The sequence below is a fragment of the Acinetobacter sp. YH12201 genome (genome assembly GCF_013418145.1).
Taxonomy (GTDB): Bacteria; Pseudomonadota; Gammaproteobacteria; order Pseudomonadales; family Moraxellaceae; genus Acinetobacter.
The window spans coordinates 1-16,229 of sequence record NZ_VPCP01000070.1 but is presented as its reverse complement, the minus strand read 5'-3'; the positions used below and the strand labels follow the sequence as shown (position 1 = coordinate 16,229).

Annotated in this window: 12 protein-coding genes, 1 tRNA gene and 1 pseudogene; 7 read left to right on the top strand and 7 right to left on the bottom strand. The window is 41.3% G+C overall.

The annotated features are described in order from the left end of the window. Nucleotides 1-152: 152 nt before the first annotated feature. Nucleotides 153-1,478: a hemolysin family protein gene (locus FTU91_RS12760; RefSeq protein WP_180082356.1), complete on the bottom strand. Its 1,326-nt coding sequence runs from the start codon at nucleotides 1,476-1,478 to the stop codon at nucleotides 153-155. Nucleotides 1,479-1,605: 127 nt separating this feature from the next. Further along, nucleotides 1,606-2,595 (bottom strand): LysR family transcriptional regulator, encoded by a 990-nt coding sequence (locus FTU91_RS12755; protein WP_086196263.1) that lies wholly within the window; start codon nucleotides 2,593-2,595, stop codon nucleotides 1,606-1,608. A 654-nt stretch (nucleotides 2,596-3,249) separates the two neighbouring features. Here FTU91_RS12755 and FTU91_RS12750 point away from each other — a divergent pair. Then, nucleotides 3,250-4,854 carry an isocitrate lyase gene (locus FTU91_RS12750; protein WP_086196262.1) on the top strand — a complete coding sequence of 535 codons (1,605 nt, stop codon included), beginning with the start codon at nucleotides 3,250-3,252 and terminating at the stop codon, nucleotides 4,852-4,854. 135 nt (nucleotides 4,855-4,989) lie between these two features. Here the strand turns inward: FTU91_RS12750 and FTU91_RS12745 are convergent, their stop codons facing one another. Continuing rightward, nucleotides 4,990-5,364, bottom strand: coding sequence for a diacylglycerol kinase (locus FTU91_RS12745; RefSeq protein WP_086196285.1), 375 nt, complete (start codon nucleotides 5,362-5,364; stop codon nucleotides 4,990-4,992). 314 nt (nucleotides 5,365-5,678) lie between these two features. Here FTU91_RS12745 and FTU91_RS12740 point away from each other — a divergent pair, with 314 nt between their 5' ends. After that, nucleotides 5,679-8,774: a multidrug efflux RND transporter permease subunit gene (locus tag FTU91_RS12740; RefSeq protein WP_180082354.1), complete on the top strand. Its 3,096-nt coding sequence runs from the start codon at nucleotides 5,679-5,681 to the stop codon at nucleotides 8,772-8,774. A gap of 236 nt (nucleotides 8,775-9,010) precedes the next feature. Next, a complete protein-coding gene (locus FTU91_RS12735) occupies nucleotides 9,011-9,598 on the top strand; it encodes a DUF4112 domain-containing protein (protein WP_180082352.1) in 588 nt (195 codons plus the stop codon). A 168-nt stretch (nucleotides 9,599-9,766) separates the two neighbouring features. Here the strand turns inward: FTU91_RS12735 and htpX are convergent, their stop codons facing one another. Further along, a complete protein-coding gene (htpX, locus tag FTU91_RS12730) occupies nucleotides 9,767-10,672 on the bottom strand; it encodes a protease HtpX (RefSeq protein WP_166167439.1) in 906 nt (301 codons plus the stop codon). Between the two features lie 135 nt (nucleotides 10,673-10,807). Beyond that, nucleotides 10,808-11,674, bottom strand: a complete 867-nt coding sequence (locus FTU91_RS12725) for a lytic transglycosylase domain-containing protein (RefSeq protein WP_180082350.1) — start codon at nucleotides 11,672-11,674, stop codon at nucleotides 10,808-10,810. Between the two features lie 498 nt (nucleotides 11,675-12,172). Here FTU91_RS12725 and ttcA point away from each other — a divergent pair, with 498 nt between their 5' ends. Continuing rightward, on the top strand, nucleotides 12,173-13,093 hold the full coding sequence (gene ttcA, locus FTU91_RS12720; protein ID WP_086196257.1) for a tRNA 2-thiocytidine(32) synthetase TtcA: 921 nt from the start codon (nucleotides 12,173-12,175) through the stop codon (nucleotides 13,091-13,093). Nucleotides 13,094-13,318: 225 nt separating this feature from the next. Beyond that, the gene (locus FTU91_RS12715) at nucleotides 13,319-13,702 is read left to right on the top strand and encodes an SCP2 sterol-binding domain-containing protein (RefSeq protein WP_086176171.1); all 384 of its coding nucleotides are present in this window, start codon (nucleotides 13,319-13,321) and stop codon (nucleotides 13,700-13,702) included. Between the two features lie 88 nt (nucleotides 13,703-13,790). Here FTU91_RS12715 and FTU91_RS12710 read toward each other — a convergent pair whose 3' ends face one another. After that, the gene (locus tag FTU91_RS12710; RefSeq protein WP_180082348.1) at nucleotides 13,791-14,900 is read right to left on the bottom strand and encodes a transglycosylase SLT domain-containing protein; all 1,110 of its coding nucleotides are present in this window, start codon (nucleotides 14,898-14,900) and stop codon (nucleotides 13,791-13,793) included. A 363-nt stretch (nucleotides 14,901-15,263) separates the two neighbouring features. On the opposite strand from FTU91_RS12710, the gene greB reads away from it, so the two are divergent. After that, on the top strand, nucleotides 15,264-15,758 hold the full coding sequence (gene greB, locus FTU91_RS12705; protein WP_180082346.1) for a transcription elongation factor GreB: 495 nt from the start codon (nucleotides 15,264-15,266) through the stop codon (nucleotides 15,756-15,758). Between the two features lie 90 nt (nucleotides 15,759-15,848). Further along, nucleotides 15,849-15,938, top strand: a tRNA-Ser gene (locus FTU91_RS12700). Between the two features lie 173 nt (nucleotides 15,939-16,111). On the opposite strand, the pseudogene FTU91_RS12695 reads toward FTU91_RS12700, so the two are convergent. Continuing rightward, nucleotides 16,112-16,229 (bottom strand): annotated as a pseudogene (locus FTU91_RS12695) (IS982 family transposase); the annotation flags it as partial.

Here is a 16,229-nt window from a genome sequence, read left to right as displayed (position 1 = left end):
CAATAACACAGAAGATTTCTGTAAAATCAAACATGGTGGTTAGAGTCTTTGGTTTGTGTAGTAACTTTCTAAATGGCTCTAACCATCTTTTTTTCAAGCGGTTTTCTTATCCGTAATTCGGGTTATTATAAGTTTAAAAAAGAAGAATCAGATTATTCTGATTCTTCAGGATGATTATTTTCTACTTCCTTTAGAAGTCGTGTGACTAGGAGCTGGTCAATTTTAAAATGGTCAACATCCACTACTTCAAATTTATAGTTACCATAGATCACGGTATCGGCAGGGCGTGGAATTTTGCGTAGACGGTACATCATGAAACCAGCAAGCGTTTCATAATTTTCTTCATCTGGCATTTCATCAATTTCCAGCGCATGTTTCAGATCCTCAATAGGTGTGCTGCCATCAATCAGCCAGGAATTGTTATCGCGCTTGATAATTTGCTGATCCGCTTCAATTGGCGTGACCCAATCGCCCATGACAGTAATCATAATGTCGGACAAGGTAATTACGCCAACCACCAGAGCATATTCGTTAATCACGACTGCAAACTTTTCTTTGGTGGAACGGAAACGGTCCAGTAATTCAGATAAAGTCAAAGTATCTGGAATGGTCAATACATTACGAATGGTACTTTCATTTAACTGCAGTAAAGACTGGTTATTCAGAATACGCACTAGAATATCTTTAGCATCAACATAACCAATCACATCATCAATATTTTCACTACACACCAGAAACTTGGAATAAGGATATTCAGCCAGTTTTTGCCGGATACTGGCTTCAGATTCTTTCAAAGTGAAATAGATGACATTTTCACGAGTTGTCATACTCGAAGGAACATTACGTTCTTCAAGCTCAAACACGTTTTCAATAAAGTGATGTTCCTGTTTCTGTAATACACCTGCCTGCGCACCTGCATCCATGACAGCAGAAATATCATCAAAGGTGATGTTGTCTTCACGGGTGGTATTGACCTTGAACAGGCGAAATAACAGATTGGCAATGGCATTGATGAACCAGGCCAGTGGACGACATACGCTAATAAAAATTTGAATCGGGTTGATCACAGACACAGCAATTTTTTCCGGTGCAATCATGGCCAGACGTTTTGGCATCAAGTCTGCAAACAGAATGAATAATGACGTGACTAAAGTAAAAGACAAGGCAAAACCGATTGTTTCAGCCCACGCACCCGTATAGAAACGTGAAACTAGCTCGAGAAAATAAGGACGGAAAGCACCTTCACCTAAAATACCGCCAAGAATAGCAACAGCATTTAAACCGATTTGTGAAGCTGCAAAAAAGTCTGCTGAATTTTCCTGTAAATCCAACACTTGCTGAGCACGTTCATCCCCTGATTCAGCCAGTATTTTTAGTTTAACTTTACGTGCACCCGCCAGGGCAATTTCGGTGAGCGATAAGAATCCCGCACCTGCAATGAGGATGATGATGATGACGATATTTTGAAAGAGGCTCACAAATCCACCTGTGGATCATCATTATTATGAATATTTTTAACATAAAAGAAGGTCAGGTAGTAATGAAATGACTACCCGACTAAATACAGTATAAGCTTAAAAAAGAAGAATTTAAGAAAAATTGCGCTTAATAATGTGAAAATTGCGAATTATTCATTAAAAATTCACGATTTTCTTCTTCGATCATTTGGCGTGCAACATACAGAATGAGCTGGCGCAACCAGCGATGTGCCGGGTGATGATGCAATAACGGACACCATGCCATCTTCAATTCAAACTCGGGAATGTAGAAGGGTGGGTCTTTCATCAGCAGGTTCTGGTTTTTAGCCTGTAAACGTGCAATGCGTGTTGGCAAAGTCGCAACGAGGTCAACATTGGCAGCCAATAACCCGGGCATTTGATAGTGACGGGTAAAGACCGAAATTTTACGCTTTTGACCAATACGTTCCAAAGCCTGATCAATCCAGCCCAAACCCGCCTGTTTTTCCGGGTTCACGCCAAAGCCAACACCCATCCCTGTTTTAGAGACCCAGATATGCTGTGCATCTAAATAACTTTTAAGGTTTAAATTTCCTGCAGCAGGATGCTTGCTATTGAGCAAACAGGAAAAACTGTCTCGCCAGACCAGGACCTGGTGGAAACTTTGCGGAATTTCATTGAAACGGTTAATCGCCAGATCGACTTTGCCTTGTTCCATGTCACGGTAAGACACGTCACTGGGGGTTAAAAAGTCCAGTACCACATTGGGTGCTTCAGAGCGTAAGGCTTTAACCAAACGTGGTACTAAAGTCGCTTCCGCATAGTCCGAGGTCATAATGCGGAAAACACGATTCGATGTATAAGGACGGAACTCGGTACGCGGTTCCAGAATCATTGAAAGATCGGATAAGGCATCACGGATACGCGGCTGTAATTCCAAAGCACGTTCTGTGGGGGTCATTCCTTCAGAAGAACGAATTAACAGCGGATCATTAAATAAATTGCGTAAACGACGCAAAATGTTACTCATGGCAGGTTGGGTTACACCCAATTGTTCTGCAGCACGCGTGACATTTTTTTCGCGAAGCAGTACATCAAGATATATTAATAGATTGAGATCGACCCGCTCCAGATTCATACAAGAAATACCGAAAATAAGCTCATGAAATTATTTCGATTATGCCATAAGCGACAAGGCTTGTGTAGGAATATTGATGAAAAAAGAGACGGGATAATCGTGGAATTTTATATAGATAAAATGAATTAATGAATGAATTAACGAGGGTAAATGCCACGCTTGTTGAAGTAAAGTTAAATGAATCAGAGAGAAAAAATCGGGGATTTTAATAGCAAATAAAGGCCTTTATTGAGTGAGCTATAAAAAGAAAATAGAAGAAATAAAATACAGTCATATTTTGATGATTTTGATTAAAAATTTACATAAATGACTAAAAAAGTAGCTGGTCAAGCTTTTTTCTTTCAAAGCACGACTTAAGTCTAATGAAGAAAAAAACGGCATTTCGAACACTTTGTAAGCAAAAAATGATTTTGAGTAATTAAAATAAAATTAATTAAAACAATAATTTAAAATTTTGAAACATAAATATAATAAGACTTTGATCTACATATTTTTTAAATAAATACTGGGAATTAATCGAGAATATTGGATTAATTTTTTAACTCAATCTAATCTGTGTTCATCTTAACGAAGCGCTCTAAATCTGAACAAATAATATGAGTGTGATTTTAGCCTTCGCTTGATGAAATCCTAATATTATTACAGGAAAATATCATGACTACATACCAAACAGCGATTGATGCAATCCGCGAATTAAAAGCGAAATTCGGCAACACTTGGGCAGACATCAGTGCTGAAGACGCTGCACGTATGCAAATGCAAAACCGTTTCAAAACTGGTTTAGACATTGCTAAATATACAGCTGCGATTATGCGTCGTGATATGGCTGCTTATGATGCTGACTCTAGCAAATATACTCAATCATTAGGTTGCTGGCACGGTTTCATCGCACAACAAAAAATGATTGCGAACAAAAAATACTTCGGTACGACTGAACGTCGTTATATCTACCTTTCTGGCTGGATGGTTGCTGCTCTTCGTTCAGAATTCGGTCCACTTCCTGACCAATCTATGCACGAAAAAACTTCTGTTCCTGCATTGATCGAAGAAATCTATACATTCTTACGTCAAGCTGACGCAAAAGAATTAAACGATTTGTTCCGTGCACTTAAAAAAGCACAAGACGCTGGTGACACTGCTAAAGCTGCTGAAATCACTGCTCAAATCGACGGTTTCCAAACTCACGTTGTACCAATTATTGCGGACATCGATGCTGGTTTCGGTAACGAAGAAGCGACTTACTTACTTGCTAAGAAAATGATCGAAGCGGGTGCTTGTGCACTACAAATCGAAAACCAGGTTTCTGATGCTAAACAATGTGGTCACCAAGCTGGTAAAGTAACAGTTCCACACGAAGACTTCATCGCGAAAATCCACGCACTTCGCTATGCATTCTTAGAAATGGGTCTTGATGACGGTATCATCGTTGCACGTACTGACTCTGAAGGCGCTGACTTGACTCAAAAAATCCCAGTGGTTAAAGAGCCAGGCGACATCGCTTCTCAATACATCAGCTACTTAGATACAACTGAAATTGACATTTCAGAAGCGCAAGAAGACGAAATTCTGATCAAACGTGATGGTAAACTTCACCGTCCTAAACGTTTAGCATCTGGTTTGTACCAGTTCCGCGAAGGCACTCAAATCGACCGCGTTGTACTTGACTGTGTAACTAGCCTACAAAACGGTGCTGACCTGCTTTGGATCGAAACTGCAACTCCAAACGTTGACGAAATCGCTCACATGGTGAACCGTGTTAAAGAAGTTGTTCCAAATGCGAAACTTGTTTATAACAACTCACCATCGTTCAACTGGACTTTAAACTTCCGTCAACAAGCTTACGACCGTTGGGTTGCTGAAGGTAAAGACGTTTCTGCTTACGACCGTGCTAAATTAATGAGCGCTGAGTACGATGCTACTGAATTAGCTGCTGAAGCTGACGAAAAAGTTCGTACATTCCAGGCAGATGCTTCTCGTGAAGCAGGTGTGTTCCACCACTTGATCACACTTCCGACTTACCACACAGCTGCTCTTTCTACTCACGAGCTTGCTCAAGGTTACTTCGGTTCTGAAGGTATGTTGGCTTATGTTGCTGGCGTACAACGTAAAGAAATCCGCGGTACCATCGCTTGTGTGAAACACCAAGCAATGGCGGGTTCTGATATCGGTGACGACCACAAAGAAATCTTCGCTGGTGACAATGCCCTTAAAGCTGGTGATGACTCTAAAAACACTATGAACCAATTCTCTGCTCACTAAGCATTGAACTGATTAAAAAACCCGGCGCAAGCCGGGTTTTTTTATGTCTTAAAGAAAGTTTAGATTGAGATATAAAAAAAGCACCTGATTAAAGGTGCTTTTTGAAAATTGATAAAGATGAAAGCCTTAAAATGATTACTTGATTAAAATAATCAGCCAGACAAAGAAGATGATGCCGAGGGCTACAAACTGTGCAGCACTGCCCATGTCTTTGGCATTTTTTGAAAGGGGATGTTTGTCCAAAGAAATACGATCGACCACGGCTTCAATTGCTGAATTCAATAATTCCACAATCAAAGCCAGTAAGCAGACAGCAACCATGAGCGCCTGTTCAACCGCGGTCACATCAAGAAAAAAACTGCTCGGAATGAGTACGACATTGATCAGGACGATTTGACGAAAAGCGGCTTCATGGATAAATGCAGATTTAAAACCAGCAAGAGAATACTGGGTTGCATTCAATACACGCTTAACACCGGTTTTACCTTTAAAGGGGGAATAGGAGTTCATTGCACTTAAATATTCAATAATTTGCACCATCCTATTCGATTTTGCTTAAGCAAAAATTAATTACATTAACTTAATTAAAATATTGAAATGCAATAGTAAAAAATATGTCCTAAGCTTGCTTTAAAAGCCGTGGTAATTTAATAAAGAAAATTCCTTCACATTTTCTCCTTATTTAAGGCAAAGTCTTATTTTTCTGTTAAATATGATTGGCTTTTATAGTTTTGTCATTGATGATCAAGATCAGATCAATCATTTTAGTTATTCAATGATCGAGTTGAATTTTTTATCCCTTAGCACTTAAGTGACCAGGATATATGCTGTCTAGATTTTTTATTCATCGACCGATTTTTGCAGGTGTTTTAGCCATTATCCTGATGGCTTTTGGGGTTTTTGCAACGCTGAATTTACCGGTAGAGCGCTTTCCTGACATCGCCCCGCCACGGATTAGCGTCAGTGCCAGCTACAATGGTGCTTCAGCAGAAACGGTGGAAGAAAGTGTCACCCAGGTGCTGGAACAGCAAATAAAAGGCATTGATCATCTGCTGTATTTTAGTTCCAGCAGTGATTCATCCGGGCGCAGTCGCATTAACATCAGTTTTGAAAATGGCACTGATCCCGATACTGCACAAGTCCAGGTACAAAATGCAATTAATGGCGTGCTGAACCGTTTACCGGATGAAGTGCAACGTCAGGTAGTGAATGTATTCAAGTCACTGGGTGACACGCACATGGTCATTGGCCTATATGATGCTTCGGGAAAAAGTGACAGCATTGCCTTATCCGACTACATGCAGACCCATCTGGAAGAAGATCTGGCACGTATAGATGGTGTGGGGGAGGTTGATGTCTTTGGTTCGCAATATGCCATGCGCATCTGGCTAAACCCCTTAAAATTAAAACAATACAATTTAATGCCGAGTGATATCCGTGCCGCTGTTGAAGCGCAAAATACCCAGGTTGCAGCAGGGGCGGTGGGTGATTTACCGACAGTAGTAGACCAGTATTTAAATACCAAAGTCACTTCTGGTTCACGTTTAAAAACGGTGCCGGAATTTGAAAATATCATTGTCAAATCTGCGCGTGATGGCAGTTTTATCTATTTAAAAGATGTCGCCCGAATTGAACTGGGGGCAGAAAATTATCAATCCATGAATACCATCAACGGCTTTCCTTCTGCCGGGATGGGTATTTCGCTGGCTTCCGGTGCCAATGCCCTGGCGACTTCAGCACTGATTCAGGCTGAGGTAGACCAGATTTCGAAGCAGCTTCCTGAAGGCTATAAGCTGGTTTATCCGCGTGATAATACGCCATTTGTCAAAGAATCCATTAAAGAAGTGGTGAAAACCCTGGTGGAAGCGGTGTTGCTGGTGATTGTGGTGATGTTCCTGTTCCTGCAAAACTGGCGCGCTACGCTGATTCCGGCAATTACCGTACCGGTTGTTCTGCTGGGCACGATGGCGATATTGTATGTGCTTGGCTTGAGTATCAATACACTCACCCTTTTTGCTCTGGTCCTGGCGATTGGGCTGCTGGTGGATGATGCCATTGTGGTGGTAGAAAATATTGAGCGGCTGATGCATGAGAAAAACCTGGCGGCTCGGCAGGCATCACTTGAATCCATGCAGGAAATTAGTGGGGCATTGGTGGGGATCACGCTGGTACTGACAGCGGTGTTTATTCCGATGGCCTTTTTTGGTGGTTCAACCGGGGTGATTTACCGCCAGTTTTCCATTACCTTGGTTGCAGCTATGGCTTTATCGCTGGCTGTTGCCCTGATTTTAACTCCAGCTTTATGTGCCCTGATTTTAAAGCCCAATCCACAGCCTACCCAGTGGGCGCTCTGGTTTAACCAAAAGCTGGATGGCTTAAAACAGCGCTATCTTCAATTATCTACCTTAACCCTGCGATATAAAGCCATTTGTTTGCTGCTGCTTGCTGCACTGATCAGTGTTTTTGCCTTGTTTTATCGCGCCTTGCCAACCAGTTTTATTCCCAGTGAAGATCAGGGCATTCTCAATGTGCAGTTTAAGCTGGCAGATGGTGCACCGATGTCGAAAAGTTCCGAAATTGGTGAGCAGATTAGACAATATTTTCTGCAAAATGAAAAAGACAACGTAAATCTGGTGATGGTACGTTATGGTCGTAATATGGCGGGAACGGGACAAAACTTAGGTCAGGGTTTTATTGCCTTAAAGCCCTGGGATGAGCGTTCTGGCAAAGAAAATTCAGCCCAAGCCATTCGGGAACGTGCCTTAAAGCATTTTAAAAAGAATCCGAATGCACAGATTAATGTGACGATGCCGGCTTCGGTCAGTGGTTTAGGCCAGACTGACGGGTTGGATTTCTGGATTCGTGATATCAATGGTCAAGGTCGTGCCTATCTGGATAGCCAGTTTAAGCAATTGCAGCAGCAGGCAAAACAATACAGCAGTTTTGAAAATCTGGATAAGCGTTCAAATCCTGATAAAGCCGGTTTGAAGGTCAATATTGACCAGAAACTGGCGATGGCCAATGGACTGTCACAAACCGCCATTAACAGTACCTTGTCGAGTGCATGGGGCGGCAGCTATATCAATGATTTTATTGATCGCGGCCGGATTAAACGGGTGATGATGCAGGGCGATGCCGAATTCCGTTCTAAACCTGAAGACCTGCAATACTGGTATGTGCGCAATGACTTGAACCAGATGGTGTCCTTTAGCAATTTTGCTACGGTCAGCTGGAGTGGTGGGCCAGATGTAGTGAACCGTTATATGGGCTATACCGCCCTGCAAATGGAAGCAGATACCGCCAAGGATGTTAGCTCGGGTGTGGCAATGGGGGATGTTGAACAACTGGTGGCCCAGCACCCGGGTATCGATGTGGCGTGGAGCGGTTTGTCCTATGAAGAAAAACGCTCGAGTAATCAGGCTATATTGCTGTATATATTGTCGATTGGCTTTATTTTTCTGTGTCTGGCTGCACTGTACGAAAGCTGGTCTATCCCTACGGCAGTATTAACTGCCATTCCTTTGGGGATTAGCGGCAATATCCTGTTCAGTTATTTTGCCGGTTTTCCAAATGACATTTATTTCCAGATTGCCTTACTCACCACCATTGGCCTGTCCTGTAAAAATGCCATTTTAATTGTCGAATTTGCCGCACTTGCCGAGCAGCAAGGCAGCAGTGTTGTTGAAGCTGCGCTGGAAGGTGCTAGTCTGCGTTTACGCCCGATTCTCATGACGTCGTTGGCCTTTGGTGCAGGGGTAATTCCGCTGGTATTTGCCTTTGGTGCGGGTGCTGCCAGCCGTCAGGAAATCGGGGTCAGCGTGTTAGGTGGGGTGATTTTTGCCACCGTTTTGGTGCTGATTTTTATTCCCTTTATGTATGTGCTGATTCGTACGCTGTTGAAAACCAAACCGAAAACATAATCTGATTAGTTCTATCCTTCAATATTCCTTTAGCGAAAAGAGAATATTGAAGGATTTTCTTGTTATATAAAACTGTTCAATAGTTAAGATATCTTTGTAAATGTCTCAGTCAAATTAGGCTGAGGTAGCTTGATTTCAGCCGGCTTTCACTACATTAATCATATCTATACACAGCATGTAGAAAAGACATGATGTAATCTCGATTATTTAGATCATTATTTTTTGGGAATGTGGCAATGTCAGAGCAACAACAAAAAAAATTGAGCCAACAGGAAGTCGTACGTTTGGAACGCGATTTAGCCAAGTTCGCGAATATGATGGATTCGGTTGTACGGATTCCATTCACCAAACAAGGTGTCGGGGCAGATGCTGCCTTAAGTACCATTCCTGTGGCTGGCGATGTTGCCGGTTTTGCATTGACCTGTTATGCCATCTATAAGGCCAAGCAAATTGGCGTACCGCAAAGTAAACTGACTCCAGTACTGAGATTGGCCATGATGGATGCTGTGGTTGGTTTTATCCCTGTAGCGGGAACGATTTTTGACGTTTTTATTCGTCCTAGTCGCAAAGCTTTAGCCATTGTGCATGATCATATTCGTGAGGAATATCAGATTCGTAGTGAGTCACATGTCACCCATCCCTTTTTGCATGAACGTCTGGAACAGAAGCAGCAGTCTTCTGCATTTTGGCGTAACCCTGTCGTGGCCTGGATCTGGCTGCATCTTCCTGATTTACTGGGCATTGTTTTTATCATTTTATTAATTATGGCCATGTGGCTGGGACTTGGCTGGTTATGGCAATGGTGGCAATCACTGAATATTTAAGGTCATGCAAGATCAATCAATCGATGATTTTGCTCTTGATATCGTGTGTATGAGTGGTGTGCATAATTGATTTCAATGACCGTCTATTAGCGGATTTAGTCACAAAAAAGCCTCCATCGTGGAGGCTTTTTATATCCCGTCTATCTAAGCAGATTCAGTCTAAACAGATTATGGGCAATTCAACTGTTGTAATGCAGCCACACGTTGTTCAATACTAGGGTGGGTCTGGAACAAGGCAGCCAAGCTGAAACCCTGTTCTTTGCCTTCTGCAATAGAGAAAGCTTTCATTTCTTTCGGCATTTGATCTGGCAATTCTGATTCTGCCTGTAAACGCAGTAACGCAGAAATCATCGCCTGTTTACCGGCTAAACGTGCACCCGCTTCATCAGCACGGTATTCACGGTGACGAGAGAACCACATGACAATCGCTGAGGCCAAAATACCAAACACGATATCCAGTACCATGGTAATGGCAAAATAAGCCAGGCCTGGTGCTTCACCATCTTCGCGACCAAATACATTACGGTCAATAAAGTCACCGACCACACGTGCAAAGAACATGACAAAGGCGTTGACTACACCTTGAATCAGGGCAAGCGTGACCATATCACCATTGGCAACGTGACCAATTTCGTGCGCAAGCACCGCACGAAGTTCGTCTTTATTCATGCGTTCGAGCAAGCCTGTTGAAACGGCAACCAATGCATCGTTTTTATTCCAGCCTGTAGCGAAAGCATTCGACTGATAAGATGGGAAAATACCCACTTCTGGCATGTTAATGCCGGCACGTTGCGATAATTGCGCAATTTCTTGTAATAACCATGCTTCAGCCTGGTTACGCGGAGCATTGGGGTCGATCAACTCTGTCCCGGTAGATTTTTTTGCCATCCATTTCGACATAAACAACGAAATGAGAGAGCCAACCATACCAAAGACAAAACAGATGACCATCAGGTTGCCTAGATTTAAGCCACCCGCGCCATGGTAACTACCGACACCGAAGAGTGACAAGATAATGCCAGCTACTACCAGTACCGCGAGGTTGGTTAGCAAGAACAAACCAATCCGCATCATTGGGAAAATCCTCTTATAATAAAAAAATAATCTGATTTATAAATCAAAAATCATCTTTCTAAATATGAGGTGTAAGTCTTAAAAATTCAAGGAAAAATTAAGAAAACTCGATAATGGCGCAGTTTCTAAAACAATTTAATTGTCAACAATTGAAATTCTTGCGGAAGCTGTCGCATGTGCCGTGGCATACGAGCCGGGGGCATCGGTGAAACTGCCATCGGATGCCATGATAATTTGACGCTGTGAACTATAACGACGGGCCGCATGTGATGAAGCGGATTTATCATTGTTGGATTGGGCAACAATTTTGCCGCTATCGGAAGCAGATTTTGTTGAGTTCGTACTATGACCCAAGCCATTGGCATATAAGTTGCTGAAACGGCTGCTCACACGTCTGACATAGTCCTGGGTTTCTCTGAAAGGTGGAATGCCGCCGTATTTGGCGACATTGCCTTCACCCGCATTGTAACTGGCCAGAACCAGTGAGGTATTGCCGTTAAAGCGTTTCATTAACCAGGATAAATACTTTGCTCCACCCATAATATTTTGATAGGGATCAAAGGCATTTGAAACATTAAAACGTCTTGCCGTCGCAGGCATAAGCTGCATCAGGCCCTTGGCACCGACAGGTGAGCGTGCATTGACATTAAAGCCTGATTCAGTATGCATGACTGCTTTAATCAGACCTTCAGATATGCCATGTTGAGACGCGGCCTGTTTAATAATGGAATCGAAAGCATTTTTATTGCGGCTATAACTCGGCAGTACCGAAGCTTCGGATGAACCCCAGTTACTATAACTATGAATATTGCTGTCTGGATAATACGTTTTTTTCTCGACTTTGAGATGGTTGTAACGATTTTTCTTGTTGGTGAGCAAGGTCGTACCATTCGAATCTTTTAATTGATAAATGGTCTGGCCGGCATGACTGGTCGTTGCAACAGATTGAACTGCTACACACCCCAAAAAATAAAGTCCAATTTTTACAAAGTTATTTTTCATTTTTATAAATAGAAAACATGTGTTCCAAACAGTACAAGTGGAGTTTAACAAAAAAAAACAAGATGGAAAGTATTACTCCATTAATTTTACCAATAGTTTGTAAAAATCAAGTACCGTTTGTTGAGATAGTAATCAAAAAAAATATTAATTTTTTTTAATCAGGATAACTTGACACATATAAACAGTTGATTTTAAATAATATTTAAATTGATCAAAAAATGATCAATTTAAATAGAAGCCTTAAATAACAGGTCTGACACCTTGTCAAGTGTTTTAAAATCCACAAAGTTATCCACAGGTTTTGTGGACAACTGTGGAAAAGTACAAATGGTAAGCATTGTGGCTAAAAACTGAACTCGTCAGGTCAAAATAAACGTGAGAGTTTTAGATGAAAAGGGTAGTAATAAACAATTTGCAGAAATTACATTCTTTTGGTGCGTGTTCAGACTGAATCGGATAAAATTGCGCGGTATTTTTATTTATGGGTAAATCTCGTCTATGTACTCGCCAGTTGAGTCCGAACAAGGATTTAATTTCAAACCAGAACTGCCCACTAGTTCGGCATATTACCGTTTGTTGAAAAAGCTTCGCCGTCAAGTCGGTCATGCCATTCGTGATTTTAAAATGATCGAAGATGGCGACAAGGTAATGGTCTGTATTTCTGGGGGTAAAGACAGTTATACCTTGCTGGATATTTTGTTGCAATTTAAACGCATTGCACCGATCAACTTTGATGTAGTTGCAGTCAACCTGGATCAAAAGCAGCCGGGTTTCCCTGAAGATGTCTTGCCACGTTATTTAGAGGAAAATAAAATTCCTTATTATATTCTGGAAAAAGACACTTATAGTATTACTAAAAAACTGACGCCTGAAGGTAAAACCTACTGTGCAGTGTGTTCACGTCTACGTCGTGGTTCATTGTATGGCTTTGCGCAGGAAATTGGTGCGACCAAAGTCGCTTTGGGTCATCACCGTGATGACATTATGGCAACTTTCTTCTTGAACCTATTCCATGGTGGCAGCTTAAAGGCCATGCCACCGAAACTGTTGTCATCTGACAAGAAAAATATCCTGATTCGTCCGCTGGCTTATGTGGAAGAAAAAGACATCATCAAATATGCAGAAATGCGCCAGTTCCCGATTATTCCGTGTAACTTGTGTGGTTCACAGGAAAATTTACAGCGTGCCATGATTAATGACATGCTGCGTGAATGGGATAAGCAGTATCCAAAACGTTTACACAGTATTTTTGGTGCCATGCAGAATGTATCGCCTTCACAACTGGCCGACCGTGAACTGTTTGACTTTGAAGCTTTGGATGCACAACGTGAAATTGATTTTACGGGCAGCTGTTCAACTGAAGAAGAAGGGCAAAGCAAACGGATCAATATGGTTAATTTAGGTTTTGTTGCGGACTAAGCGCATTTTTAGACACCAATTTTAGCATTGGTGTCTAATTTATATAACTTTATATATCTGATTTATTTAATAAATGTATTGAAAACTTAAAAATTGAACGCATCGTACAAAAAACGTTAAGCAGAAAACAATTTTACATGCTATAACAAGCTTCAAGCAAAATAGCTTCACAAAGATGTTGTCTGGATAGGCGACACAAATGCACAAATAAATTGAGGAAAGATCATGCCTGCCTTTTTAACTGATGATTGGTTTTCAACTGTAGAAACATTAACTGCGCAAGCTGGTGATTTAAACTTGCCACCTGCACTGGCAAATTTAGCCATCAACCTGGTGGTGTCTGATGCTCAAGGCAATACAGAATTGTCTCTTGATGGTGGTGCAATCAAAAAAGGTCTCTCTTCAAATGCGAAAACCACGTTGAACATGGATGGTGAAACTTTGCGTAAAGTGTTCCTGGAATTTGATATGGCTGCTGCAATGCAAGCCTTCATGACCGGTAAAATTAAGGTTCAAGGCGATATGTCACAATTGATGGCTTTACAAACAGCCAAGCCAAGCCAAGAGCAAAAAGATTTATTCAAAAAAGTGCTTGAGCAAACAGCTTAAGGGCTTTTTGCTTCAGAACTATCGCTTAAGTTATTTTAAGCATAAAAAAAGCTTACCCTTGGGTAAGCTTTTTTGTATTTAGAAGATATTAAATATTCACTAACTCTGAAGTTTTAATATGTTCTAAATAGGCACGGATACGGGTTACATATTGTACCGCTTGACGGTAACGACCATTGCTGGCCTTGTTACGCTCTAAATAACTATACAAGTTAACCCAGTTGTTCGGATTTTTATCTTGAGCCTGAATGCGGTTTTGAATCTGCCCGACTGCCCCCGGTCCCATATTATAAGCAACCAGCGCATACCAGTTACGGTCAGGCAAAGGGACATCTGAAAATCGACTTAACATCTGGTCGTAATATTTCGCACCGCCTTCAATACTTTGTGCCGGATCGGTTCGGTTACTGACCCCCATGGCTTTGGCAGTGCTATTGGTCAGCATCATTAAACCACGAACACCGGTCGGGGAAACGGAATTCGGTTTTAAATACGATTCCTGATAACCAATTGCTGCCAGCAAATGCCAGTCTAAATCATATTTTGCTGCAGTATTTTTAAAGCTGGCTTTATAAATCGGCATACGCTGATTTAAATCACGCTGGATACTATCCCATGAATGTTCTTGTACCACATTCTGATTATAGAACGATGCCAACTGGCGAATTGCACCAGACTGTTTGCCCTGACAGACAAAGCCACTTGCAGTTTGGGCAAGTGGATCATTTGCATGTTTAAAGACCCAGTTCAGGCTGGTATTTAGACCATTCTGTTGCAGGCTGCTTATATCGCCACAGGTTGCTGAAAAAGAAGTCAGGCGCTTTTGTTCAATTTCACTGAGATTGGCAGTGGTCATGGCAAAGTTGGCTTTACCTTGCGAAACCCATTTCAGTGCCGTAGCGTTATCAGGTACGGTTTTAAACACCAGTTTGACATTTAAGCTGTTGGCATAGTTACGCGCCAGGTCATAACCGAAACCATGCTGGTGCGAACCATCTTTAAAAATAGTCGTAGGATTTTCTACCGAAACGACGGTGAGCTGTTTGCCATTGACCACAGCATCGTACTGGAATGATTTACTTGCATTGATACTATGGAACGGAAATAACACTGTGCTAAATGCAAGAATTTTTAACGAGAGAGAAGAAGTTAAAGGTTTAAGGCAAAGCCTCGCCCCAGAAGTTGAACTACTGTGCATGTTGTCTCCGCTACAAGTAATTTATGCCCTAAAAGCAAAGGCAAACAGGCCTCAGACTTTTACAAGTTTGATAAATTCAATAAGGGTTGGGCAGTCATGACGTCATTCAAAATGACATAGGATTAAAAGGAGAATCATGTAGAATTTCTACATAGATTAAAAAGCAAGCAAACTAAAAACATGGGCGCATAATAAGGCTGAAAAATATACTTGTCAAATTTTGTACGAAAATTTTTGGAAAAATGTAGCATAACAAATTAATTTTATTGAAGAATTAATTTTATAAACTTTAGTTGTGTGTAAATACGGGATAGAATAGCCGATTCTTGTAAGTAAAATGTAAACATAACTGCAAAAATCATCATGAAATCTAACTTAATTACACGTGCTGGACATGACAAATTAGTCGCAGAATTACAACACTTGTGGCACGAAGAACGACCGGAAATTACCCGGAAAGTGAACTGGGCAGCCAGTCTCGGCGATCGATCAGAAAACGCTGATTACCAATACAACAAGCAAATTTTACGCAAGATTGACCGCCGTGTCCGTTATCTGGGTAAACGCCTGGAAGAGCTGCGCATCATTGATTTTTCCCCGGAGCAAGAAGGCAAAGTATATTTTGGTGCCTGGGTGGATATTGAAAATGATGAGGGTGAGAAAAAAACCTTGCGTATTGTCGGGGTAGATGAAATTTATGATCATCATCCACAGCATATTTCCATTGATTCACCTATGGCACGAGCGTTACTAGGCAAGCAGATCGATGATGAAGTTGAGGTGCTGACACCATCAGGTAAAAAACTGTGGTACGTGAATAAAATTCGTTATGAAAAGCCTGAAAATTCAGCAAATTAATGCATTTTGTTTTTATTTTAAGCGGTTGACAAGAAAAACATGGAAAAGTATTTGCCAAGATAGAATTTTATTTATATTATAGCCGCCATTGGAAGCGTGGCAGAGCGGTTTAATGCACCGGTCTTGAAAACCGACGAGGGTGTGAGTCCTCCGTGAGTTCGAATCTCACCGCTTCCGCCAAATATCTAAATAAGCCCTTGTTTTTACAAGGGCTTATTTTTTATCTGTAATTTTACCCCTCAACCTACCCCACATCAAAATTTGGATTGAATTGGCTTCATTAAGTTGTATTCGGAAGATAAAGGAATACAGTTTAAAAAACGCTGTCTAAAGCAAACTATATTTAACCCTAGTTACGGATAAGCTAAATTTCTAACGACATGAATTTTTGGCTTATTCTTCTGACAGAGTTGATAAGCACATAAAGATGAAAATATGCCTGCTAGAAAACCGGAAATAGTCCGATGTTTA

Coding starts and splice junctions, on each gene's coding strand:
- FTU91_RS12710 (WP_180082348.1), bottom strand. CDS start 14,900: ATGCACAGTAGTTCAACTTCTGGGGCGAGGCTTTGCCTTAAACCTTTA.
- greB (WP_180082346.1), top strand. CDS start 15,264: ATGAAATCTAACTTAATTACACGTGCTGGACATGACAAATTAGTCGCA.
- htpX (WP_166167439.1), bottom strand. CDS start 10,672: ATGATGCGGATTGGTTTGTTCTTGCTAACCAACCTCGCGGTACTGGTA.
- FTU91_RS12745 (WP_086196285.1), bottom strand. CDS start 5,364: ATGAACTCCTATTCCCCCTTTAAAGGTAAAACCGGTGTTAAGCGTGTA.
- ttcA (WP_086196257.1), top strand. CDS start 12,173: ATGTACTCGCCAGTTGAGTCCGAACAAGGATTTAATTTCAAACCAGAA.
- FTU91_RS12715 (WP_086176171.1), top strand. CDS start 13,319: ATGCCTGCCTTTTTAACTGATGATTGGTTTTCAACTGTAGAAACATTA.
- FTU91_RS12740 (WP_180082354.1), top strand. CDS start 5,679: ATGCTGTCTAGATTTTTTATTCATCGACCGATTTTTGCAGGTGTTTTA.
- FTU91_RS12750 (WP_086196262.1), top strand. CDS start 3,250: ATGACTACATACCAAACAGCGATTGATGCAATCCGCGAATTAAAAGCG.
- FTU91_RS12755 (WP_086196263.1), bottom strand. CDS start 2,595: ATGAATCTGGAGCGGGTCGATCTCAATCTATTAATATATCTTGATGTA.
- FTU91_RS12735 (WP_180082352.1), top strand. CDS start 9,011: ATGTCAGAGCAACAACAAAAAAAATTGAGCCAACAGGAAGTCGTACGT.
- FTU91_RS12725 (WP_180082350.1), bottom strand. CDS start 11,674: ATGAAAAATAACTTTGTAAAAATTGGACTTTATTTTTTGGGGTGTGTA.